19 protein-coding genes are annotated in these 22,507 nt (G+C 70.2%); 18 read left to right on the top strand and 1 reads right to left on the bottom strand.

The features are described from left to right. Positions 1 to 461 precede the first annotated feature (461 nt). The 18 genes from BG90_RS02125 to BG90_RS02035 all read left to right on the top strand — a co-directional run bounded on the left by BG90_RS02125 (position 462) and on the right by BG90_RS02035 (position 21,246). Positions 462 to 1,436, top strand: coding sequence for a quinone oxidoreductase family protein (locus tag BG90_RS02125; protein WP_010102449.1), 975 nt, complete (start codon positions 462 to 464; stop codon positions 1,434 to 1,436). 95 nt (positions 1,437 to 1,531) lie between these two features. Continuing rightward, positions 1,532 to 1,840, top strand: a complete 309-nt coding sequence (locus tag BG90_RS02120) for a hypothetical protein (RefSeq protein WP_010114523.1) — start codon at positions 1,532 to 1,534, stop codon at positions 1,838 to 1,840. 168 nt (positions 1,841 to 2,008) lie between these two features. Next, positions 2,009 to 2,101 (top strand): K(+)-transporting ATPase subunit F, encoded by a 93-nt coding sequence (gene kdpF, locus BG90_RS02110; RefSeq protein WP_004550719.1) that lies wholly within the window; start codon positions 2,009 to 2,011, stop codon positions 2,099 to 2,101. Then, positions 2,098 to 3,906, top strand: coding sequence for a potassium-transporting ATPase subunit KdpA (gene kdpA, locus BG90_RS02105; RefSeq protein WP_010114530.1), 1,809 nt, complete (start codon positions 2,098 to 2,100; stop codon positions 3,904 to 3,906). Before kdpF ends, kdpA begins: the two co-directional genes overlap by 4 nt. A gap of 65 nt (positions 3,907 to 3,971) precedes the next feature. Then, on the top strand, positions 3,972 to 6,098 hold the full coding sequence (gene kdpB / locus BG90_RS02100) for a potassium-transporting ATPase subunit KdpB (protein WP_010114532.1): 2,127 nt from the start codon (positions 3,972 to 3,974) through the stop codon (positions 6,096 to 6,098). A 12-nt stretch (positions 6,099 to 6,110) separates the two neighbouring features. Continuing rightward, positions 6,111 to 6,692 (top strand): potassium-transporting ATPase subunit KdpC, encoded by a 582-nt coding sequence (gene kdpC / locus BG90_RS02095; protein ID WP_010102455.1) that lies wholly within the window; start codon positions 6,111 to 6,113, stop codon positions 6,690 to 6,692. Between the two features lie 190 nt (positions 6,693 to 6,882). After that, entirely contained in the window at positions 6,883 to 9,945 is a 3,063-nt protein-coding gene (locus tag BG90_RS02090; protein WP_045568034.1) for a sensor histidine kinase, read from the top strand. Next, the gene (gene kdpE / locus BG90_RS02085) at positions 9,938 to 10,636 is read left to right on the top strand and encodes a two-component system response regulator KdpE (RefSeq protein WP_025989734.1); all 699 of its coding nucleotides are present in this window, start codon (positions 9,938 to 9,940) and stop codon (positions 10,634 to 10,636) included. The genes BG90_RS02090 and kdpE overlap by 8 nt, the downstream gene beginning before the upstream one ends. Positions 10,637 to 10,869: 233 nt before the next feature. Then, on the top strand, positions 10,870 to 11,166 hold the full coding sequence (locus BG90_RS02080) for a putative hemolysin (protein ID WP_025989735.1): 297 nt from the start codon (positions 10,870 to 10,872) through the stop codon (positions 11,164 to 11,166). A 162-nt stretch (positions 11,167 to 11,328) separates the two neighbouring features. Next, entirely contained in the window at positions 11,329 to 11,649 is a 321-nt protein-coding gene (gene sugE, locus BG90_RS02075) for a quaternary ammonium compound efflux SMR transporter SugE (RefSeq protein ID WP_010114561.1), read from the top strand. A gap of 189 nt (positions 11,650 to 11,838) precedes the next feature. Continuing rightward, entirely contained in the window at positions 11,839 to 12,456 is a 618-nt protein-coding gene (locus BG90_RS02070) for a DUF4126 domain-containing protein (protein ID WP_010102462.1), read from the top strand. Continuing rightward, a complete protein-coding gene (locus BG90_RS02065; protein WP_010114562.1) occupies positions 12,453 to 15,044 on the top strand; it encodes an ABC transporter permease in 2,592 nt (863 codons plus the stop codon). Before BG90_RS02070 ends, BG90_RS02065 begins: the two co-directional genes overlap by 4 nt. 87 nt (positions 15,045 to 15,131) lie before the next feature. Continuing rightward, on the top strand, positions 15,132 to 15,542 hold the full coding sequence (locus tag BG90_RS02060) for a group II truncated hemoglobin (protein ID WP_010102468.1): 411 nt from the start codon (positions 15,132 to 15,134) through the stop codon (positions 15,540 to 15,542). A 111-nt stretch (positions 15,543 to 15,653) separates the two neighbouring features. Then, positions 15,654 to 16,385, top strand: coding sequence for an alanyl-tRNA editing protein (locus BG90_RS02055; protein WP_010114563.1), 732 nt, complete (start codon positions 15,654 to 15,656; stop codon positions 16,383 to 16,385). Then, positions 16,382 to 17,023 carry a DUF924 family protein gene (locus BG90_RS02050; RefSeq protein WP_010114564.1) on the top strand — a complete coding sequence of 214 codons (642 nt, stop codon included), beginning with the start codon at positions 16,382 to 16,384 and terminating at the stop codon, positions 17,021 to 17,023. Before BG90_RS02055 ends, BG90_RS02050 begins: the two co-directional genes overlap by 4 nt. A 231-nt stretch (positions 17,024 to 17,254) precedes the next feature. Then, complete coding sequence (locus tag BG90_RS02045) at positions 17,255 to 18,649, top strand: amidase (RefSeq protein ID WP_010114565.1); 1,395 nt, start codon at positions 17,255 to 17,257, stop codon at positions 18,647 to 18,649. Between the two features lie 146 nt (positions 18,650 to 18,795). Beyond that, on the top strand, positions 18,796 to 20,118 hold the full coding sequence (locus tag BG90_RS02040) for an MFS transporter (protein WP_010114566.1): 1,323 nt from the start codon (positions 18,796 to 18,798) through the stop codon (positions 20,116 to 20,118). A 54-nt stretch (positions 20,119 to 20,172) separates the two neighbouring features. Beyond that, positions 20,173 to 21,246: a porin gene (locus BG90_RS02035; protein ID WP_010114567.1), complete on the top strand. Its 1,074-nt coding sequence runs from the start codon at positions 20,173 to 20,175 to the stop codon at positions 21,244 to 21,246. 298 nt (positions 21,247 to 21,544) lie between these two features. Here BG90_RS02035 and BG90_RS02030 read toward each other — a convergent pair whose 3' ends face one another. Then, positions 21,545 to 22,483 (bottom strand): LysR family transcriptional regulator, encoded by a 939-nt coding sequence (locus tag BG90_RS02030; protein WP_010114568.1) that lies wholly within the window; start codon positions 22,481 to 22,483, stop codon positions 21,545 to 21,547. Positions 22,484 to 22,507 lie beyond the last annotated feature (24 nt).

Raw genomic sequence — 22,507 nt, 5'->3', positions numbered from 1 at the left:
GCCTTTCGGCAACGTCGCCTTCGTTTCTTGGGCGAGTCGTTCTCTTTCGGCGCGGTTGCCGTGGCGCGTCGGGCGCGCCGCCGCTTTCCTGTCCTGCGGCATTGCCGTCGCGGTTCGGCCGCGCTGCCGTTCGCTGAACGCGCGCCGGCGCGGTTGCCGTGGCGTCGCGTCGCGCGGCGCCGTTCGCCGTCCGCCATCGCGGTTCGGCCGCTTTCCATTTCGATCCCGCATCGACCCCGCATCGAAGCCAAGCCCTGCAAGAGTTCTCGCAACGCGCGACAATCGTGCGGCGCGACGCAAGCGCGCCGACGGCGGCGACGTCGCGCGGCGCGCGCGAGCCGTTCCGCTCGCCGGCCGCGGACGGCGGGCGCGCTCGTCCACGTATTTCGCGCGCCCGCGCATCGCCCGGGCGCGCCAGCCGATTCCGAACTCAACGCTCAACGCAACCAGGAGGAGCCAGCATGCCGAAGGCAATTCGATACGACCAGCCGGGCGGACCGGAAGTCATGAAGTGGGTCGACGTCGACGTCGGCGCGCCGCAGCCGGGCGAAGTCCGCATCAAGCAGCACGCGGTCGGCCTCAACTACATCGACGTCTATTTCCGCACCGGCCTCTACCCGCAGCCGCTGCCGGGCGGCCTCGGCATGGAGGCGGCGGGCGAGGTCACGGAAATCGGCGACGGCGTGACGACGCTCAAGCCGGGCGACCGCGTCGCCTACGTCGCGCAGCCGCCGGGCGCTTACGCGCAGGAGCGCGTGCTGTCCGCCGCGAAGCTCGTCAAGCTGCCGGACGGCATCGGCTACGACGACGCGGCGTCGGCGATGCTGCAGGGCCTGACCGCGCAGTATCTGTTGCGCCGCACGTATCCGGTCAAGCCGGGCGACACGATCCTGATCCACGCGGCGGCGGGCGGCGTCGGCCTCCTCGTCTGCCAGTGGGCGAAGGCGCTCGGCGCGACGGTGATCGGCACGGTCGGCTCCGACGAGAAGGCCGCGCTCGCGAAGTCGCACGGCTGCGATCATCCGATCGTCTATACGCGCGAGAACTTCACCGAACGCGTGAAGGAAATCACGAACGGCGCGGGCGTGCCGGTCGTCTACGACTCGATCGGCAAGGACACGTACGTCGGCTCGCTCGACTGTCTCGCGCCGCTCGGGCTTTTCGTCAGCTTCGGCAACGCGTCCGGGCCGCTGCCGCCGATCGACTCGAAGGCGTTCTCGTCGCGCGGCTCGCTGTTCTTCACGCGGCCGACGCTGTTCTCGTACATCGCGAAGCGCGAGGATCTCGATCGCAACGCGGCCGAGTTGTTCGACGTGCTCACGTCGGGACGCGTGAAGACGAGCATCCAGCAGCGCTATCCGCTCGAGAACGTCGCGCAGGCGCACCGCGATCTCGAGGCGCGGCGCACGACGGGGTCGACGATCCTGGTGCCTTGACCACGCGGGCGCGCGTGCGCCGGCATCGGCGCGCGCCGACGCCGCGCACGCGAGCTCGCGCTCGCTGACGCACCTTTTCAGCGCGGAAACGGAGGATGACGTTCGGCCGCCGGCGAGAGCGCTTGCGCGTCGTGCGTGTGGTCGACGCGCTCGCGCGCGGCCCGTCGGTCATGCCGATCACGCACACGGCGCTCGAACTCGGCTACGGGAGCGAGCAGCTTCACGACGCTATTCACGCGGCTCCCGCGCTCGGCCGCCGCGCCATTGCATGCGGCAGCGCCATGCGCGGGACGGCGGTCGGCCGGAAGGCGCTCCGCGCCTGCCGACGCTGGATGGAGCGCAGCGCGCCGGCTGCGCGCGCGTCGATGTTTACGCGTTTTTTACACCCCCCTTCGAACCTTTGACCTGCCCTTTACACGCGATCCTCTAACGTTTCACCGGTTCGATTTGGAACACGGAGAAACAAAAATGGATGCGGTTTACATAGGCGGTCTGGCGCTTTTCACCGGGTTGATACTCGCGCTGATCGCCGGTTGCGAGAAGCTTGCGCAATACGGTCGCGGGGGGCGTTCATGAGCTGGATGTTGTGGTTGGCGGGGGCGTCGACGTTCCTGCTGTTCGCGTATCTCGTCTACGCGCTGCTGCGCGCGGAGGACATCGAATGAACGCGAACGATCTGTTGCAGGCGGCGCTTTTCATCGTCGTCCTGATCGCGGCCGCGGTGCCGGTCGCGCGTTATCTGACGCGCGTGATGGACGGCTCGTCGGCCGTCGTGCGCGTATTCGGCCCGCTCGAGCGCGTGCTCTACCGAATCGCGGGCGTCGATCCGCAGGCCGAGATGGGCTGGAAGCAGTACGCGGTCGCGACGATCGCGTTCAATGCGCTCGGCGTGCTGTTCCTCTACGCGCTGCTGCGCGTGCAGGGCCTGCTGCCGGCCAATCCGCAAGGCTTCGGCCCGATGACGGTCGACGGCGCGTTCAACACCGCCGTCTCGTTCGTCACGAACACGAACTGGCAGGACTACACGCCCGAGCAGACCGTCAGCTATCTGACGCAGATGCTCGGCCTGACCGTGCAGAACTTCCTGTCGGCGGCGACGGGCATCGTCGTCGTGATCGCGTTGATCCGCGGCTTCGCCCGCCATACCGCGCAGACGATCGGCAACTTCTGGGTCGACGTGACGCGCGTGACGTTCTACGTGCTCGTGCCGATGGCCGCGATCATCGCCGCGCTCCTGATGAGCCAGGGCGTGATCCAGAACCTGAAGGCGTACCAGGACGTGCCGACGCTGCAGACGACGGCCTACGCGGCGCCGAAGCTCGACGCGCAGGGCAATCCCGTCAAGGACGCGAAGGGCAGCCCGGTGACGGTGCAAACGAGCGTGAAGTCGCAGACGCTCGCGATGGGCCCTGTTGCTTCGCAGGAAGCGATCAAGATGCTTGGCACGAACGGCGGCGGCTTCTTCAACGGCAACTCCGCGCATCCGTACGAGAACCCGACGCCGTTCTCGAACTTCCTGCAGATCTTCTCGATCCTGATCATTCCGGCCGCGCTTTGCCTCGTGTTCGGCAGCGTGATCGGCGATCGCCGGCAGGGCGTCGCGGTGCTCGCCGCGATGACGGTCGCGCTCGCGATCGCGATCGGCGTCGAGACGAGCGCGGAGCAGGGCGGCACGCCCGTGCTCGCCGCGCTGAACGTCGATCAGGCGCCGAGCGAGCTGCAGGCGGGCGGCAACATGGAAGGCAAGGAAACGCGCTTCGGCATCGCGCAGACGGGCATTTTCGTCGTCGCGACGACGGCCGCGTCGTGCGGCGCGGTCGACGCGATGCACGATTCGCTGACGCCCGTCGGCGGCCTCGTGCCGATGCTCCTGATGCAGTTGGGCGAAGTGATCTTCGGCGGCGTCGGCTCCGGCCTCTACGGGATGCTCGTGTTCGCGCTCCTCGCGGTGTTCGTCGCGGGCCTGATGATCGGCCGCACGCCCGAGTACGTCGGCAAGAAGATCGAGTCGTACGAGATGAAGATGGTGTCGATCGTCGTGCTGCTCACGCCGCTCCTCGTGCTCGTCGGCACGTCGATCGCCGTGCTCGCCGCCGCGGGCCGCGCCGGCATCGCGAACCCGGGCCCGCACGGCTTCTCGGAGATCCTGTACGCGTTCAGCTCGGCCGCGAACAACAACGGCAGCGCGTTCGGCGGCCTGTCCGTCAACACGCCGTTCTACAACTGGATGACGGCGATCGCGATGTGGTTCGGCCGCTTCGGCACGATCGTCCCGGTGCTCGCGATCGCCGGCTCGCTCGCCGCGAAGAAGCGCATCGCCGCGACGAGCGGCACGCTGCCGACGCACGGCCCGCTCTTCGTCGTGCTGCTGCTCGGCACGGTGCTGCTCGTCGGCGCGCTCACCTACGTGCCGGCGCTCGCGCTCGGCCCGGGCGTCGAGCATCTGATGCTGTTCGTCGGCGCGCATTGAACGTGCGGCCGACACGAGAGGACTAGCGCAACCAGCAACTGGATACGCGCATCTGAAGGATTGCAATGACTCAACATTCCGCTACGCGATCGATGTTCGACCCGGCGCTCGTGCGCCCGGCGATCGTCGATTCGTTCAAGAAACTCACGCCGCGCACGCAGTTCCGCAACCCGGTGATGTTCTGCGTGTACGTCGGCAGCATCCTGACGACGATCCTCTGGATCGCCGCGCTGATGGGGCAGGCCGAGGCGCCCGCGGGCTTCATTCTCGCGGTCACGCTGTGGCTGTGGTTCACCGTGCTGTTCGCGAATTTCGCCGAGGCGCTCGCCGAGGGCCGCTCGAAGGCGCAGGCCGCGTCGCTTCGCAGCGCGAAGAAGGACGTGATGGCGAAGAAGCTCAACGAGCCGCATCCGAAGTCGCCCGTGCGCATCACGACGGCGTCGGATCTGCGCCGCGGCGACGTCGTGCTCGTCGAGGCGGGCGACACGATTCCCGCCGACGGAGAGGTGATCGAAGGCGTCGCGTCGGTCGACGAATCGGCGATCACCGGCGAATCGGCGCCCGTGATCCGCGAGTCGGGCGGCGACTTCTCGTCGGTGACGGGCGGCACGCGCGTGCTGTCCGACTGGATCGTCGTCCAGGTGACGGCGAACCCGGGCGAAGCGTTCCTCGACCGGATGATCGCGATGGTCGAAGGCGCGAAGCGCAAGAAGACGCCGAACGAGATCGCGCTGACGATCCTGCTCGTCGCGCTGACGATCGTGATGCTGCTCGCGACCGCGACGCTCCTGCCGTTCTCGATGTTCTCCGTCGAAGCGATGAAGGCGGGCCACGTCGTGACGATCACCGCGCTCGTCGCGCTGCTCGTGTGCCTGATCCCGACGACGATCGGCGGCCTCTTGTCCGCGATCGGCGTGGCCGGGATGAGCCGGATGATGCAGGCGAACGTGATCGCGACGTCGGGCCGCGCGGTCGAGGCGGCGGGCGACGTCGACGTGCTGCTGCTCGACAAGACCGGCACGATCACGCTCGGCAACCGCCAGGCGTCGACGTTCCTGCCGGCGCCGGAGGTGACCGAAGTGATGCTCGCCGACGCGGCGCAGTTGTCGTCGCTCGCCGACGAGACGCCGGAGGGCCGCAGCATCGTCGTGCTCGCGAAGGAGCGCTTCAACATCCGCCAGCGCGACATGGGCTCGCTGCACGCGGTGTTCCTGTCGTTCTCCGCGCAGACGCGGATGAGCGGCGTCGACCTGTCCCCCCACGGGACTTCCTCCGGGGCGCCGGGCCGCGAGATTCGCAAGGGCGCGGCCGACGCGGTGAAGAAGTACGTCGAGGCGAACGGCGGCCGCTTTCCGGCCGAAGTGGCGAACACGGTGACGGACGTCGCGCGCCGCGGCAGCACGCCGCTCGTCGTCGCGGAGAAATACGCCGATGCGGCCGGCCGGGACGTCGCGCGCGTGCTCGGCGTGATCGAGCTGAAGGACATCGTGAAGGGCGGCATCAAGGAGCGCTTCGCCGAGCTGCGCAAGATGGGCATCAAGACCGTGATGGTGACGGGCGACAACCGGCTGACGGCCGCGGCGATCGCGGCGGAAGCGGGCGTCGACGACTTCCTCGCGGAAGCGACGCCCGAGGCGAAGCTGTCGACGATCCGCGAGCATCAGGCGGCGGGCCGGCTCGTCGCGATGACGGGCGACGGCACGAACGACGCGCCGGCGCTCGCGCAGGCGGACGTCGCGGTCGCGATGAACTCGGGCACGCAGGCGGCGAAGGAAGCGGGCAACATGGTCGACCTCGACTCGAATCCGACCAAGCTGATCGAGATCGTCGAGATCGGCAAGCAGATGCTGATGACGCGCGGCTCGCTCACGACGTTCTCGATCGCCAACGACATCGCGAAGTACTTCGCGATCATCCCGGCCGCGTTCGCGACGACCTATCCGCAGCTGAACGCGCTGAACGTGATGCATCTCGCGACGCCCGCGTCGGCGATCATGTCGGCCGTGATCTTCAACGCGCTCATCATCGTGCTCTTGATTCCGCTCGCGCTGAAGGGCGTGCGCTACCGCGCGCTCGGCGCCGCGTCGCTGCTGCGCCGCAATCTGCTCGTCTACGGCTTGGGCGGGATTCTCGTGCCGTTCGTCGGCATCAAGCTGATCGACGTCGTGCTCGCCGCCCTCGGCTGGGTTTAAAGGAACATCGCCATGAAATCACTGTTTCGTCCGCTCATCGTCGTGTTCGCCGTGCTGGTCGCCGTGACGGGGCTCGCGTATCCGGCCGTGATGACGGTCTTCGGCCAGGCCGTGTTCCCGTCGCAGGCGAACGGCAGCCTCATCGAGAAGGACGGCTTGGTCGTCGGCTCCGCGCTGATCGGCCAGCAGTTCGATGCGCCGCAGTACTTCTGGGGCCGCCTGTCCGCGACGAGCCCGATGCCGTACAACGCGACGGGCTCGGGCGGCTCGAACCTCGGGCCGCTCAATCCTTCGCTCAAGGATCAGGTGAAAGGACGGCTCGACGCGCTGAAGGCGGCGGGCACCGATCTGTCGAAGCCCGTGCCCGTCGATCTCGTGACGGCGTCGGCGAGCGGCCTCGATCCGGAGATCAGCCCGGCCGCGGCCGACTACCAGGTCGCGCGGATCGCGCACGCGCGCAAGATGCCGGAAGCCGACGTGCGGCGGCTCGTGGAGGACAGCACCGCGGGCCGCCAGTTCGGCGTGCTCGGCGAGCCGCGCGTGAACGTGCTGAAGCTGAACCTCGCGCTCGATGCCGCGCAGGCCGCGCATTGACGCGAGACGCCCGGGAGCGCCGCGCCGTCCGCAAGGCCGCGCGCCGCGAGCGCGGCAAAGGCGGTGGCGTGGGAACGCCGCCTTTGCCGCCACGGCATCCGGACGACGCCGCCTCGGCGTCGTCCTTTCCTTTTTGGGCGTTTTGGAACGACAATGAATTTCAGCCGCCAACCGGAGACCTTGGCCTCGCATGAACCGTCCCGATCCTGACCAGCTTCTCGACAAGATCCAGCGGGAAGAGGAAAAGCAGCAGCGCGGCAAGCTGAAGATCTTCTTCGGCGCGTCGGCGGGCGTCGGCAAGACCTACGCGATGCTGCTGGCTGCGCGCGCGCGCAAGCAGGAAGGCGTCGACGTCGTCGTCGGCATCGTCGAGACGCACGGCCGCAGCGAAACGGCGTCGCTCGTCGACGGGCTCGACGTGCTGCCGCTCGCGCAGATCGAATACCGCGGCCGCACGCTCGGCGAATTCGATCTCGACGCGGCGCTCGCGCGCCGCCCGCAGCTCGTCCTCGTCGACGAGCTCGCGCACTCGAACGTGCCGGGCGCGCGGCACCTGAAGCGCTGGCAGGACGTGTACGAGCTGCTCGACGCGGGCATCGACGTCTACACGACCGTCAACGTCCAGCATCTCGAGAGCCTGAACGACGTGGTCGGCGCGATCACGGGCATCCGCGTGTGGGAAACCGTGCCCGATCGCGTGTTCGACGTCGCCGACGAAGTCACGCTCGTCGACCTGCCCGCCGAGGAGCTGCTGAGCCGGCTGCGCGAAGGCAAGGTCTACATGGCGCAGCAGGCCGAGCGGGCGGTGCGCAACTTCTTCCGCAAGGGCAACCTGATCGCGCTGCGCGAGCTCGCGCTGCGCCGCACGGCGGACCGCGTCGACGCGCAGATGCGCGAGTACCGCGCGGACCGCTCGATCCAGCGGATCTGGCAGGCCCGCGAGCGCCTGCTCGTGTGCGTCGGCCCCGGCCCCGAGGCGCCGACGCTCGTGCGGGCGGCCGCGCGCCTCGCCGCGAGCCTGAAGGCCGACTGGCTCGCCGTGTACGTCGAGACGCCGCGGCTCGCGCGGCTGCCGGACACGGTCAGGCAGCGCACGCTCAACGCATTGAAGCTCGCGGCGGAGCTCGGCGCCGAGACGGCGACGCTGACGGGCGCGGACGCGGTCGCCGCGCTGATCGGCTATGCGCAGGTGCGCAACGTGTCGAAGATCGTCGCGGGCGGCTCGTCGAAGAGCGGCTTCCGGCGCCACCTCTCGCGTCCGTTCGGCGAGCAGCTCGCGGAGCGCTCGGGCGACGTCGACCTGATGCTGATCCGCGCGTCGGCGAGCGAGGACGCGCGCACGCCGCTCGATGCCGGCGCGCGCGCGTGGCGCGATGCGTTCTCGAGCGTCATCGACGGCCGCTCGCCGCCGCGCAACTACGGCTACGCGGCGACGATCTGCGCGCTGATCACGGTCGTCGCGAACCTGCTGCACAACCAGCTCGACCTGACCAACCTCGTGATGCTGTACCTGCTCGGCGTCGTGTTCTCGGCGGTGCGCCTCGGGCGCGGGCCGGGCGTCGTGCAGTCGTTCCTGTCGGTCGCCGCGTTCGATTTCTTCTTCGTGCCGCCGCGGATGTCGTTCTCCGTGTCGGACACGCAGTATCTGCTGACCTTCTTCGGGATGCTGCTCACGTCGCTCGTGATCAGCCATCTGACGTCGAGCCTCACGCGCGGCGCGTATATCGCGCACCGTCGCGAGCGGCGCACGAGCGCGATGTACGCGATGGCGCGCGAGCTCGCGGCGGCGCTGACGGCCGAGCAGATCGTCGAGATCGGCAGCCGGCACGTGTCCGAGGTGTTCCGCGCGCACGTCGCGATCCTCTTGCCCGACAGCGGCGACAAGGTCCAGCAAAAGATCGAGAATCCCGACGAGACGGTGACGATCACGGGCGCGGCGCTCGACATCGACGTCGGCCAATGGGTGTACGACCAGCAGAAGCCGGCGGGCCACGGCACCGACACGCTGCCCGCCGCCGCCGCGCTCTATCTGCCGCTGAAGGCGCCGATGCGCACGCGCGGCGTGCTCGCCGTCGTCACGAAGGATTCGCACGAGCTCGAGGTGCCCGAGCAGCAGCGGATGCTCGACGCGTTCGCCGCGCAGATCGCGCTCGCGCTCGAGCGCGTCCACTACGTCGACATCGCGCGCGACGCGCTCGTCAACATGGAGTCCGAGCGGCTGCGCAACTCGCTGCTGTCGGCGATCTCGCACGATCTGCGCACGCCGCTCACGGCGATCGTCGGGCTGTCGTCGATGCTCGCGAACGCGCGCGGCGCGCTGCGCAACGACGGCGGTGGCGGCGGCCCGCCCGCGCGCGAGGACGAGCTCGTCGAGGCGATTCACGACGAGGCGCTCAGGATGACGGGGATCGTCACGAACCTGCTCGACATGGCGCGGCTGCAGGCGGGCAGCCTGCAGCTCAAGCGCCAGTGGTCGCTGCTCGAGGAGACGGTCGGTGCGGCGCTCGCCGCGTGCAAGCGCGTGCTCGCGCGCCATCCGGCGCGGGTGCGGCTGCCCGCCGACCTGCCGCTGTTGCAGATGGACGCGGTGCTGATGGAGCGGCTCTTCGCGAACCTGTTCGAGAACGCGGCGAAGTACACGCCGCTCGATACGCTGATCGAGATCGGCGCGGAGCGCATCGTCGACGACGGCCGGCCGTTCGTGCGCGTGTTCGTCGACGATCACGGCCCGGGGCTGCCGGCCGGGATGGAGACGCGGATCTTCGAGAAATTCACGCGCGGCGAGAAGGAATCGGCGACGCCCGGCATCGGCCTCGGGCTTGCGATCTGTCGCGCGATCGTCGACGCGCACGGCGGTAAAATCGGCGCGCTCAACCGGGTCGGGCCCGGCGGCAAGATCGAGGGCGCGCGCTTCTGGTTCACGCTGCCGGTCGAGACGCCGCCGCCCGAGCCGGGCGTCGTCGACGAAGAGGCGCACGCCGGAGCGAACGAAGGCGACGGCGCGGGCGACGGCGCAGGCCACGCCGCGGTCGGCGCCGCGATTGGCGAATCCGCCGCCGGGCCGCGCGCGCCGGGCGATCTCGCGGCCGGCGCGCGCGTCGCCGATGAACGCGGACGCGGCGAACGCGCGGCCGGCGCGCCCGCCTCCGCTACCGCCGGCGAGCCCGTCCGATCCGCTCCGGCGCCCGCGCCGCGCCGCGACGACGGCGCGCCGGCGCCCGTATCCAACGACCACCCGCATGATCATGAGTGAACCGACCGTCACCGTCGTCCTGATCGAAGACGAAAAACAAATCCGCCGTTTCGTGCGCAGCGCGCTCGAGGAAGAGGGGATCGCCGTGTTCGACGCCGAAACGGGCCGCCAGGGCCTGATCGAAGCCGCGACGCGCAAGCCCGATCTCGCGATCGTCGATCTCGGCCTGCCGGACGGCGACGGGCTCGACGTGATCCGCGAGCTGCGCGGCTGGTCCGAGATGCCGGTGATCGTGCTGTCGGCGCGCACGCACGAGGAAGAGAAGGTGGCCGCGCTCGACGCGGGCGCCGACGACTACCTGACGAAGCCGTTCGGCGTGTCCGAACTGCTCGCGCGGATACGCGCGCATCTGCGGCGGCGCAATCAGGGCGGCGCGGCCGAGTCGCCGCTCGTGAAGTTCGGCGACGTGTCCGTCGACCTCGCGCTGCGGCGCGTGTGGCGCGGCGGCGAGGTCGTTCATCTGACGCCGCTCGAGTATCGGCTGCTCGCGACGCTCGTGCGGCACGCGGGCCGCGTGCTCACGCACCGGCAGCTGCTGCGCGACGTCTGGGGGCCGACGCACGTCGAGAGCCACCATTACCTGCGGATCTACATGGCGCACCTGCGGCAGAAGCTCGAGGTCGATCCCGCGCAGCCGCAACACATCGTCACCGAGACGGGCGTCGGGTACCGGCTCGTCGGCGCGGGTTGACGCGGCGGGCGTCGCGGACGCCCGCCGCCGAGCCGTATCGCTCGTCGCGGCGTCGCGGCGTCACCGCGCTTTGCCGCGTCTCGCTTCGCAAGCCGCGCCGGCCGTACCCGCCGGCCGTACCCGCCGGCCGGCCGCGGCGCCCGAACCGAGTGCGGCGTCGGCCGCGCCTCACGCCGCCGCGCGCGTTTTTCTCTTATGCTGAGCGCTCGACAACCACAACGAGGAGGTCAGTCATGCTCGCCCGTCTACTGTGCGGTTGCGCATTGGGCATCGGCGCCGCGGCGGCGCTCGCGCAGCCGCTGCCGTCGAATCGGTCGACGGCGCTCGCCAATCCGGCGTCGGTGAATTGCGAAAAGCTCGGCGGCAAGGTGGTGATCCACGACGGCCCGCGGGGTCAGTTCGGGATCTGCGTGTTCAAGGACGGGCGCGAATGCGACGAATGGGTGCTCTACCGCGACGACCGCTGCGTGCAGCTCGACGCGCACGGCTGGCCGATCGCGCAGCATGGCCGGAAGCCCGAGCCGAAGTGATGCGGCCGGCGCGACGGGCACGCGGCGCGCGCCGGCTTCTCGGCCCGAAGGCCCGGCCAGCGCGGCTGTAAGCCTCTTGTTATACTTTCGCCGCCTGGGGACGACCCCGGGCCGTCGATGTACAACGGGGACGACCCCATTTGACTCATGGAGAGTCTCCGCATGCCTTGGCTGTGGCTTCTCGTCGCCGGTCTGCTCGAAGTTGCGTGGGCGGCCGGTCTCAAATCGTCCGAGGGCTTCACGCGTCTCGGTCCCTCCGTTTTCACGATCGTCACCGCGCTCGGCAGCTTCGGGCTTCTCGCCGTCGCGATGCGCGAGCTGCCGCTCGGCACCGCGTATGCGGTCTGGACGGGCATCGGCGCTGTCGGCGCGTTCATTTTCGGAATCGTGATGCTCGGCGAAGCGGTGACGCTCGCACGCATCGCGAGCGCGTCGCTGATCGTCGTCGGGCTCGTCGGCCTGAAGCTGTCGTCGGCCGGCTGAGCGCGCGGGGTCGCCCGGGGCGGCGCGTCGCGGTTGCGCGCGTCGCGCGTCTATAATGAAGCGGAATCCATCTGACAATGTCCCGCCGCCGTGCGCGAATCGGCGGGGCCGGCGGGTCGATGGGCCGCTTCGCCCGGCGTCGGGCGCAGTCCGCCCTCGACCCGCGCGCATTGCGCAAGGAGGCGGCACATGGTCGAAGCCATTTCGCTCGGCGCGGGGCTCGCGTGGGCGAGCGGCCTGCGCCTCTATCTCACCGTGCTGATCGCGGGGGTGTTCGCGCGCGCCGGTCTCATTCATCTGCCCGATACGCTCGCGGTGCTGACCTCGCCATGGGTGATCGGCGCGGCCGCCGCGCTCGCGATCGCCGAATTCCTCGCCGACAAGATCCCCGCGTTCGATTCGCTATGGGACGCGGTCCACACGTTCATCCGGATTCCCGCGGGCGCCGTGCTCGCGGCGGGCTCGCTCGGCCACGCCGATCCGACGCTCCTCGTGATCGCCGGCCTCGCGGGCGGCACGCTCGCCGGCTCCGCGCACATCGCGAAGGCGGGCACGCGCGCGCTCATCAACCTGTCGCCGGAACCGATCTCGAACTGGATCGCGTCGACGACCGAAGACGGGCTCGCGGTCGGCGGGCTCGCGCTCGCCTTCTTCGTGCCGCTCTTGTTCATCGCGCTGATGATCGGCTTTCTCGCGTTTTCCGCGTGGGCGCTGCCGCGGCTGTGGCGCGGCGTGTCGGGCGGTTTTCGCGGGATGGCGAACCACATGGTGTCGAGGCTGAATTCGATCGGGAGCAAGCGCGATTGACGGCGGCGGGCAAAGCGATGCCGGCCGGCCGCCGCTTCGGCCTCGTCGACCTGCTGCGCCAGGCGGGGCGGATGACGCTGCGCGACTGGCGCGCGGGCGAGCTGACGCTCGTTGCGCTCGCGCTCGTGCTCGCCGTCGCGGCGCTCACTAGCGTCGGCTTTCTTGCCGACAGGCTGCGCCAAGGGCTCGAGCGCGACGCGCGCCGGATGCTCGGCGCGGACTTCGTCGTGCGGGCCGATCATCCGGTCGATCCGGCGTTCGCCCTCGAAGCGCGCGCGCTCGGCCTGTCGGTCGCGACGACCGCGATCTTCCCGAGCATGGTCGGCGCGCCCAATCCGCCCGCCGCCGAATCCGACGCGAACGCAATGCCGCCCGTGCGGCTCGCGGCCGTGAAGGCCGTGTCGGCCGGCTACCCGCTGCGCGGCGCGGTCGAGATCGCGCCCGACGCCAATGCGCCCGGCCATTCCGCCGGCTCGATCCCGGCTTCGGGCACCGTGTGGGTCGACCCGTCGCTCCTCGACGCGCTGCATCTGAAAGTCGGCGACGCGCTGCGCGTCGGCGGCCGCACGTTCACGGTCGGCGCGGCGATCACCCGCGAGCTCGATCGCGGCTTCTCGTTCGTCAATTTCTCGCCGCGCGTGATGCTGCGCGCGGACGAGCTCGAGTCGACGGGGCTCACCGGCTACGGCAGCCGCGTCACGTATCGCCTCCTCGTCGCGGGCGACGACGCGGCTGTCGAACGCTTCGCGCGCTACGCGCATGCGCGCGTCGACGGCGGCAAGCTGCGCGGCGTCGCGCTCGAATCGCTGCAGGAAGGCCAGCCGCAGGTGCGGCAGACGCTCGACCGCGCCCGCCATTTCCTCACGCTCGTCGCGCTCCTGACGGCGCTGCTCGCGGCCGTCGCGATCGCGATGTCCGCGCAGCGCTACATGCGCCGCCATCTCGACGGCTGCGCGGCGATGCGCTGCCTCGGCGCGAGCCGCCGCACGCTGTCGGCGCTGTTCGCGATCGAATTCGTGCTGCTCGGCGTCGTCGGCGGCCTCGCGGGCGCGGCGCTCGGCTACGCCGGCCATCTCGTGCTGCTGTACGCGCTCGGCAGCCTGATCGACGTCGTGCTGCCGCCGCCTTCCGTGTGGCCGGCGGCGATCGGCGTCGCGACGGGGCTCGTGCTGCTGCTCGGCTTCGCGCTGCCGCCGCTCGCGCCGTTGACGCGCGTGCCGCCCGTGCGGGTGCTGCGCCGCGAGTGGGGCGACGCGGGCCGCGTCGCGTGGGCGGGCTACGCCGTGGGCATCGCGCTCTTCGCGGCGCTGCTCATCGCAGCGGCGGGCAACCTGACGCTCGGCCTCATCGTCGCAGGCGGCTTCGCGGGCAGCCTCGTGCTGTTCGCGCTCGTCGCGCGGCTCGCGCTCTTCGCGGCCGCGCGGCTCGTGCGCGACGGCCGCGTCGCGGCGGGGCTCGGCTGGCGCTACGCGCTCGCCTCGCTCGACCGGCGCGGCGCCGCGAGCGCGCTGCAGATCACCGCGCTCGCGCTCGGCCTGATGTGCCTGCTCCTCATCGCGATCACGCGCAACGATCTCGTCGCCGGCTGGCGGCAGTCGACGCCGCCCGACGCGCCGAACCAGTTCCTGATCGATATCCAGCCCGACCAGCGCGACGACGTCGTCCGCTATCTCGCGGCGAACGGCATCGCGAATCCGGCGCTGTCGCCGATGGTGCGCGGGCGGCTGCTGTCGGTGAACGGCAAGCCGGTGAATCCGGACGACTACAAGAGCGACGATGCGCGCCGCCTCGTCGATCGCGAATTCAACCTGTCGTACACGACGCAGTTGCCGGGCGACAACCGGATCGTCGCGGGCGACTGGTTCGGCGCGACGAACGCGCCGCAGATCTCGATCGAGGCGGGGCTCGCGAAGACGCTCGGCGTGAAGCCCGGCGACACGCTGCGCTTCGACGTGACGGGCCTGACCGTCGACGCGCCCGTGACGAGCGTGCGCAAGCTCGATTGGGGCACGTTCCGCGTGAACTTCTTCGTGCTGATGCCGCCCGCCGCGCTGCGCGATTTTCCGGCGACCTACATCACGAGTTTCCATCTGCCGTCCGCCCGGCAGCGCGTGCTCGACGGCCTGATCGCCCAGTATCCGAACCTGACGGCGATCGACGTCGCGCCGATCCTCGCGCAGCTCGAGCGCGTGCTGCTGCAGGTGATCGGCGCGGTGCAGTTCCTGTTCGGCTTCACGCTCGCGGCGGGCGTGCTCGTGCTGTACACGGCGCTCGCGGGCTCGCGCGACGAGCGCGTGCGCGAGGCCGCGCTGATGCGCGCGCTCGGCGCGTCGCGCGCGCAGGTGATCGCCGTGCAGCGCGCGGAGTTCATCGTCGTCGGCGTGCTCGCGGGCGCGATGGCGGCGGCGGGCGCGCTCGCGGTCGGCGCGGTGCTCGCGTCGCGGGTGTTCGATTTCCAGCTCGCGCCCAACCCGTGGCTCGTGCCGGCCGGCATCGCGGCGGGCGTCGCATGCGCGGGCGCGGCGGGGTGGCTCGGCCTGCGCGGCGTGCTGCGCCGCCCGGTGCTGCAATCGTTGCGCGATGCATGAATCGCGCGCACGCATTATCTTCGCGCGGTCGGCCTCTCGTTTTCCCTGCTCGTTTTTTCCTTGTTCGTTTCATTTGACCGATTCCGTATGACCGATGTAACCGATGACGCGCCGTCGCAGCCGACGGCGTTCGAACTCGTGGGCGGCGAGGCGCGCGTGCGCGAGCTCGTCGACCGTTTTTACGACCTGATGGATCTCGAGCCCGAATTCGCCGGGATTCGCGCGCTGCATCCGCCGACGCTCGACGGCTCGCGCGACAAGCTGTTCTGGTTCCTGTGCGGCTGGCTTGGCGGCCCCGATCACTACATCGAGCGCTTCGGCCATCCGCGGCTGCGCGCGCGGCATCTGCCGTTTCCGATCGCGTCGTCCGAGCGCGACCAGTGGCTGCGCTGCATCGCGTGGGCGATGGAGGACGCGGGGCTCGACGAGCCGCTGCGCGAGCGCCTGATGCACTCGTTCTACGACACGGCCGACTGGATGCGAAACCGTCCTGGTTGAAATTCCGGTACGCTTGCGTGCGCGCCGCGCGCAATTGCGCCTGTCGCGGCGCGCGCGGCGCACCGCATACTGATCGCTTCCGATCACCCATAACGACATCCGAGACGCCCCATGGCCACCCAAGCCCTTTTTCGCGAAGACGCTTATCTGACGCGCTGCGACGCGGTCGTCACCGCCGTCGACGAAGCCGGCATCCACCTCGATCGAACCGTGTTCTATCCGCTCGGCGGCGGCCAGGCGGGCGACAGCGGCATGCTGACGCTGCCGGGCGGCGCGACGCTCGCCGTCGCCGACACGCGCAAGGCCAAGTTCGAAGGCGCGACGCCCGACGACGCGGTGCACGTGCTCGCGCCGGGCCAGGAGGCGCTCGCGGCGGGCGTGAAGCCGGGCGACGCGGTCGTCGCCGAGATCGACTGGACGCCGCGCCACCGCCGGATGCGGCTGCACACGGCGAGCCATCTGCTGTGCGCGGTGCTGCCGTATCCGGTCGACGGCTGCAGCGTGACCGCCGACTACGCGCGGATCGACTTCGCGACGGTCGAGCCGATCGACCGCGCGTTCGTCGACGCGCGCCTGGCCGAGCTCGTCGGCGGCGCGCATCCGGTGACGACCGAGTGGATCACCGACGACGAGATGGCCGAGCGTCCGGACCTCGTGCGGACGATGAGCGTGAAGCCGCCGATGGGGCTCGGGCGCGTGCGGCTGCTGCGGATCGGCGGCATCGACCTGCAGCCGTGCGGCGGCACGCACGTGCGCAACACGGCGGAGATCGGCGGGCTGCGCGTCGCGAAGCTCGAAAAGAAGAGCGCGCGCACGCGCCGCCTCGTGCTGGCGCTCGCATGACGGCGCCGCACGCGCAAGGCGGCGCGCATGAAGCCGCCGCTCGCGATTACGCGGCGCTCGACCCGCGCGCGCGCGACGTGCTCGACTTCTGGTTCGGCGCGCCCGACGATCCGTCGTTCGGCACGGCGCGCAAGATATGGTTCAGCGGCGGCCCGGCGCTCGACGCGCAATTGCGCGAGCGGTTCGGCGCGCTCGTCGACGCGGCGACGGCGGGCGAGCTCGACGCTTGGACGCGCACGCCGCTCGGCGCGCTCGCGCTCATCGTCGTGCTCGACCAGTTCTCGCGCAACATCCACCGTCGCACGCCGCTCGCGTTCGCGGCCGATCGCGCGGCGCTCGCGCACGCGAAGGCGCTCGTCGCGTCGGGCGGCGACCGCGCGCTGCCGACGGGCCATCACCGCGCGTTCGCGTATCTGCCGTTCGAGCACGACGAGTCGCCCGACAGCCAGCGCGAAGCGGTGCGCCTCTGCGCGCGGATCAAGGACGAGGCGGGTTGCGCCGGCTACCACGACTACGCGCTGCGCCATGCGGCCGTGATCGAGCGCTTCGGGCGCTTCCCGCATCGGAACGCGATCCTCGGCCGGCCGTCGACCGACGAGGAAATCGCGTTCCTGAAGGAGCCCGGCTCGTCGTTCTGAGGATGCCCGGCCGTGCCCGCACGACTTGCTCCGGGCATGCGCTCGGCGCGCTCGCACGGCGTTTTCGCGTGTGCCGCGGGCCGTCGCGAGTGCTCGAAAAATGTGTGCGCCGTTCGATATAAATCGCGCTATCCGTCACAGTTTTTGCGTTGCTATCGTGAGTTCCATCGACGAGGGGCGGCCGCCGAAGCCGGCCTGGCCGCCCGTCTCCAACCTTGCGAGGCCGAACCCATGCCCGAGCTGCTCGACCTGACCGCCTGCTCGCTTGCCGAGCTGTTCAAGACCCGCAGCGTGACGCCCGCCGATTACGCGGACGCGCTGCTCGACCATATCGACCGTTGGGAGCCGCATCTGAACGCGCTGTGCCGCTTCGATCCGGCGCGCGTGCGCGAGCAGGCGCTCGCGTCGACGCGCCGCTGGGCGGCGGGCGCGCCGTTGAGCGAGATCGACGGCGTGCCGGTGACGATCAAGGAGCTGATCGCGACGCGGGGCGATCCGGTCGCGCAAGGCTCGGCGGCGGCCGCCGACGCGCCGCCCGCGACCGTCGACGCGCCCGCCGCGATGCGGCTGCGCGAGGCGGGCGCGGTCGTGATCGGCAAGACGACGGTGCCCGATTACGCGATGCTGTCGTCGGGACTGTCGAGCCTGTACGGCATCACGCGCAACCCGTGGCGGCTCGATCTCAATCCGGGCGGCTCGAGCAGCGGCGCGGCGGCGGCGGCGGCGGCGGGCTACGGGCCGCTGCACGTCGGCACCGACATCGGCGGGTCGATCCGGCTGCCGGCCGGCTGGTGCGGGATCGTCGGCTTCAAGCCGTCGAACGGGCGGATTTCGATCGATCCGTACTACACGGGCCGCTGCGCGGGGCCGATGACGCGCACGCTCGATGACGCCGCGCTGCTGATGCGCTTCCTGTCGCGCCCGGACTGGCGCGACGCGACGAGCCTGCCGCCCGAGACGATCGACTGGTCGATCGCGCCCGCCGACGTGAAGGGGATGCGGGTCGGCCTGATGCTCGACGCCGGCTGCGGGATCGCGCCGGCGCCGGAGATCGTCGCCGCGGTCGAGGCGGCAGCCGAGTGCTTCGCCGCGCACGGCGCGCGGATCGTCGCGGCGCCGCCGGTTCTGTCGCGCGGGATGCTCGACGGCCTCGACCGTTTCTGGCAGGCGCGGCTGTGGGCCGACCTCGAACGCCTGCCCGACGCGGCGCGCGAGCGCATCCTGCCGTACATCCTCGCGTGGGCGGGGCGGGGCGCGTCGGTGTCCGGCGTCGACGCGGTGCGCGGCTTCGGCGCGACGTTCGAGATGCGCGCGGCCGCCGCGCGGCTGTTCCAGTCGGTCGACGCGGTGCTGTCGCCCACCAACGTCGTCGCCGGCTTCCCGGCCGAGTGGGCGGGGCCGACCCATGACCCGGCGCAGCCGTTCGAGCACATCGCGTTCACGGTTCCGTGGAACATGGGCGAGCAGCCGGCACTGTCGATCAACTGCGGCTTCGCGCGCAACGGGATGCCGATCGGCCTGCAGATCGTCGGACCGCGCTTTGCCGACCGCCTCGTGCTGCAGCTCGGCAAGGCGTACGAGAACTGGCGCGGCGAGATGCCGCGCTGGCCGGCGCCGCCTCACTGACGCCGCCGCGCACGCGCGTTGGCGCGCCCTGCGCTTTCCGACGGTTTTTCGCTTGCCACCCTGACACCGCATCCAGCCCGGCGGGCGGACGCCGCGTGCGCCGCGCCGGCGGCCGGTATCGTCGTCGCTTCGATCGAGGACTCGCCATGGAAGACCTGCTTGAACCCGCCTATCGGCCGACGCCTGCCGAGACCGGCACGGCCGCGACGCGCGCCGACGCGCGCCGCAACGTCGCGGCGGTCGCGCTCGGCAACGCGGTCGAGTTCTTCGACTTCGGCACCTACGCGACTTTCGCGGTGATGATCGGCCACACGTTCTTCCCGACGAAGAGCGCGTTCGTGAGCCTGCTGCTGTCGGTGTCCGTGTTCGGGCTCGGCTTCGTCGTGCGGCCGTTCGGCGCGCTCGTGATCGGCGCGTACGCGGACCGCGCGGGCCGCAAGCCCGCGATGATGCTGACGCTCGTGATGATGGCGGTCGGCACGGGCGCGATCGCCGTGCTGCCGGGGTACGAGACGATCGGCATCGCGGCGCCGATCCTGCTCGTCGTCACGCGGCTGATCCAGGGGCTCGCGTGGGGCGGCGAAGCAGGGCCCGCGACGACCTACATCCTCGAGGCGGCGCCGCCCGACAGGCGCGGCGCATATGCGTGCTGGCAGGTCGCGACGCAGGGTTTCGCGGCGGTCGCGGCGGGGCTCGCGGGCTATGTGCTGACGGTCTTGCTGTCCGAGGCCGACCTGTATGCATGGGGCTGGCGCGTGCCGTTCGTGTTCGGCCTCCTGGTGCTGCCGATCGGCATCTACATCCGCCGCCGGCTGTCCGACACGATCGATGTGCACGGCGCGTACGGCTCGACGCGCGAGATCCTGCGCGAGCTGAGCGCGCGGCATCGGCGGCCGATCGCGATCGGCCTGATGATCCTGCTCGGCAGCACGATCACGCAGTACTTCCTCAACTACATGACGACGTTCGCGCTGACCGAACTGCATCTGCCGGGCGGCGTCGCGATGCTCGCGACGCTCGCGACAGGCGCGGCGCTCGCCGTGTGCTCGCTCGTCGGCGGCAGCTTGTCGGATCGCTTCGGACGCCGCGCGGTCCTGATCTGGCCGCGCGTGCTGCTGTTGCTGCTGATCTTCCCGGCGCTGCAGCTGATCGTGTCGCATCCGACGCCTGCCGTCTTCCTCGTCACGCTGACCGTGCTGTCCGGCCTGCACGGCATGAGCGGCGCGGCGCTCATCGTGCTGATCGCAGAGAGCTTCCCGCCGCGGGTGCGCTCGACCGGATTCTCGATCGTCTACGCGGTCGCGGTGTCGCTGTTCGGCGGCACCGCGCAAAGCATCGTCGCCTGGCTCATCGGCAGCACCGGCAATCCGATGGCGCCGACGGGCTACCTGCTCGTCGCGAATGCGATCTGCATCGCGGCGGGCTGGCTCGCCGTCGAGACCTGGCCGGCCCGGCGCGCCGCGCGCTAGCACGCAATCCATCGTTCTCCATTCCCGATTGCTTCCAGTCATATAGGAATCCAAATGAAATATCGACGACTCGATGGATTCGCGCGCGCCGGGCGCTACGCGGCGCTTTGCGTCGGATTCGGCTGCGGTGCGGCCGCGTCCGCGCAGAGCTCGGTGACGCTTTACGGCCTGCTCGACGCCGGCATCCAGTACAAGACGCACGCGAGCGCCTCAGGCGACGGCGCGTTCTCGTCGAACAACGCGAACACGTCGTATCCGTCGCGCTTCGGGCTGCGCGGCAGCGAGGATCTCGGCGGAGGCTATCGCGCGATCTTTCAGCTCGAGAACGGCTTTTCGCTCAGCAGCGGTGCATTCGCGGCGGCGGGTACGCTGTTCAACCGGACCGCGCTCGTCGGGTTGACGAGCGATCGTTTCGGATCGCTGACGTTCGGCCGGCAGTACAGCGTCCAGTACGACAAGACGGTGCTGTACGAGCCGACGCTCTTCAACAACTATTCGATCTTCTCGCTGAACATGATCCCGCCCGCGACGGTGCGGCTCGACAACTCGATCAAGTATGTGTCGCCGGATCTCGCGGGCGTGAACGTCGAGGCGATGTACGGCTTCGGCCAGCAACTGCCGGGCAATGAGGACGCGGGCCGCTACTGGGGCGTCGCCGTCGAATACAAGCATGGCGAGTTCTGGGCGCGCGCCGGCTACGAGGAGGTGCGGGGTACCGTCAGCGACGCGCTCGACCGCTCGGGTGCCGCCGACCGTCGCGCGAGCGTCGTCGTGCGCTACGCGTTCGACCGCTTCACGGTGTCGGGCGGCGTCGTGACGGTGCGCGGCTCGCTGCAGGCGTCGCCGAACGGCGATATCTACTGGGCGGCGGGACAGTACATGCCGACGCCGGCGTTGAAGCTGATCGTCGAAGGCGGCCGCTACGTGTTCAAGGACAGCGGCGGGCGGCCGACGCTCGTCAATGCGTCGGTGCTGTATTGGCTGTCGAAGCGCACGACGGTTTACGTGACGGCAGGCTACACGATCAACGGCGGCGGCAGCGACTTCGGCGTCAATAACTACACGACGACGCCTGCGCCCGGGATGACGCAGCTCGCGGCGGGCACGGGATTGATTGTGCGATTCTGATGTTGGCGATGGCGATGGCGATGGCGATGGCGGGGAGGGTTGCGCGTACCGCGGCCGGAAGCCGCGCACCGCGCAGCCGATTGCAGCCTGAGCGATCAAGCGGACGCGGGGCGACGCTCAGCGCACGGCTGCTCGGCGCAGCCGGCGGCACCTAGCGCCAGCTCTCGCGACGGCGCGCGGCGAATGGCCGTGAAGACGCTTCCGGCACGGCGCGAACGGCTCGAATCCATCCAAGCGTTCCCGCGCGATCGGATCGCCTGGAGCGAATCGACGCGACGCAAAGCCCCAGGCCAAACCCTTAGCCTTCCTCATCATCCGCCGCCGCGCGCCGCTGCCGCGCCATCGCGGCCTTCAGCATCTCGATGCACTTGTTCACGGCGATCGACCGCGGCCGATACCGGTACACGCAAAGCTCGACGCTCACCTGTCGCAGCTCCGTGTCGGCGATCGGCACCGCATGCAGGCCGGTATCGTCGGCCGGCGCGGCGCCGTTCGCGTCGCGCATCGCGAAGCACGGCAGGATCAGCAGCGCCGCGCCCTGCCGCGCGAGCGCCTTCTGCGTTTCGAGCGAGCAGGTCGTGAAGAGCGGCTTGAGCGTCACGCCGCAGCGCTTCGCGATCCGCTCGAGCGCCTGCCGCACGCCGAACGCCGCATCGGGAATCGCGAGCGGCTGGTCGACGAGCTCCGCGAGCGTGACGCTCGCCCGTGTGCTCAGCGGATGCGTCGACGGCACCAGCACGCGATGCGATAAATCGACGGTTTCGAGTATTTCGACGTCCGCCCGATGCGGCAGATAGAAGCCGACGCCGAGGTCCGCGCGGCCCTGGCAGAGCGCGTCGAGCGTGTGCTGCGCGCTCGCGACGGCGATGTCGAAGCGGATGCGCGGATAGCGCCGCGTGAAGTCGGCGAGGACGGGGGCGAGCAGTCCGGACACGATCCCCTCCGACGCATAGACCGAAACCGAGCCGGCTTCGAGATTGCGCCGCTCCGAGATCAGCGTCTTCACTTCGTCGAGCTCGCGCAGCACCGTGTCGATGCGCTCGGCGAGGAATTCGCCTTCGGCGGTCAAGCGAATGCCGCGCGGTCCGCGTTCGAGCAGAAGCGCGCCAAAATGGTGCTCCAGTTGCTCGATCTGCCGGCTGATCGCGGTCGGCGCGACGTGCAGCCGCTCGGACGCCTTGCGCAACGACGCGCAGTGCGCGAGTTCCTGGAAGTAGCGGAGTGTGCGGAGTTGCATGGGACCGTCCGGTTGGGCAAGCGC

The sequence above is a fragment of the Burkholderia oklahomensis C6786 genome, from assembly GCF_000959365.1.
Classification (GTDB): Bacteria; Pseudomonadota; Gammaproteobacteria; order Burkholderiales; family Burkholderiaceae; genus Burkholderia; species Burkholderia oklahomensis.
This window is presented reverse-complemented; position numbering and strand designations above follow the sequence as displayed.

Bases quoted from the DNA above. Each gene is read 5' to 3' on its own strand.
- BG90_RS02080 (WP_025989735.1), top strand. From the start codon at position 10,870: ATGCTCGCCCGTCTACTGTGCGGTTGCGCATTGGGCATCGGCGCCGCG.
- BG90_RS02055 (WP_010114563.1), top strand. From the start codon at position 15,654: ATGGCCACCCAAGCCCTTTTTCGCGAAGACGCTTATCTGACGCGCTGC.
- sugE (WP_010114561.1), top strand. From the start codon at position 11,329: ATGCCTTGGCTGTGGCTTCTCGTCGCCGGTCTGCTCGAAGTTGCGTGG.
- BG90_RS02060 (WP_010102468.1), top strand. From the start codon at position 15,132: ATGACCGATGTAACCGATGACGCGCCGTCGCAGCCGACGGCGTTCGAA.
- BG90_RS02030 (WP_010114568.1), bottom strand. From the start codon at position 22,483: ATGCAACTCCGCACACTCCGCTACTTCCAGGAACTCGCGCACTGCGCG.
- kdpC (WP_010102455.1), top strand. From the start codon at position 6,111: ATGAAATCACTGTTTCGTCCGCTCATCGTCGTGTTCGCCGTGCTGGTC.
- BG90_RS02120 (WP_010114523.1), top strand. From the start codon at position 1,532: ATGACGTTCGGCCGCCGGCGAGAGCGCTTGCGCGTCGTGCGTGTGGTC.
- BG90_RS02050 (WP_010114564.1), top strand. From the start codon at position 16,382: ATGACGGCGCCGCACGCGCAAGGCGGCGCGCATGAAGCCGCCGCTCGC.
- kdpB (WP_010114532.1), top strand. From the start codon at position 3,972: ATGACTCAACATTCCGCTACGCGATCGATGTTCGACCCGGCGCTCGTG.
- kdpF (WP_004550719.1), top strand. From the start codon at position 2,009: ATGAGCTGGATGTTGTGGTTGGCGGGGGCGTCGACGTTCCTGCTGTTC.
- kdpE (WP_025989734.1), top strand. From the start codon at position 9,938: ATGAGTGAACCGACCGTCACCGTCGTCCTGATCGAAGACGAAAAACAA.
- BG90_RS02045 (WP_010114565.1), top strand. From the start codon at position 17,255: ATGCCCGAGCTGCTCGACCTGACCGCCTGCTCGCTTGCCGAGCTGTTC.
- BG90_RS02040 (WP_010114566.1), top strand. From the start codon at position 18,796: ATGGAAGACCTGCTTGAACCCGCCTATCGGCCGACGCCTGCCGAGACC.
- BG90_RS02090 (WP_045568034.1), top strand. From the start codon at position 6,883: ATGAACCGTCCCGATCCTGACCAGCTTCTCGACAAGATCCAGCGGGAA.
- BG90_RS02070 (WP_010102462.1), top strand. From the start codon at position 11,839: ATGGTCGAAGCCATTTCGCTCGGCGCGGGGCTCGCGTGGGCGAGCGGC.
- BG90_RS02125 (WP_010102449.1), top strand. From the start codon at position 462: ATGCCGAAGGCAATTCGATACGACCAGCCGGGCGGACCGGAAGTCATG.
- BG90_RS02035 (WP_010114567.1), top strand. From the start codon at position 20,173: ATGAAATATCGACGACTCGATGGATTCGCGCGCGCCGGGCGCTACGCG.
- kdpA (WP_010114530.1), top strand. From the start codon at position 2,098: ATGAACGCGAACGATCTGTTGCAGGCGGCGCTTTTCATCGTCGTCCTG.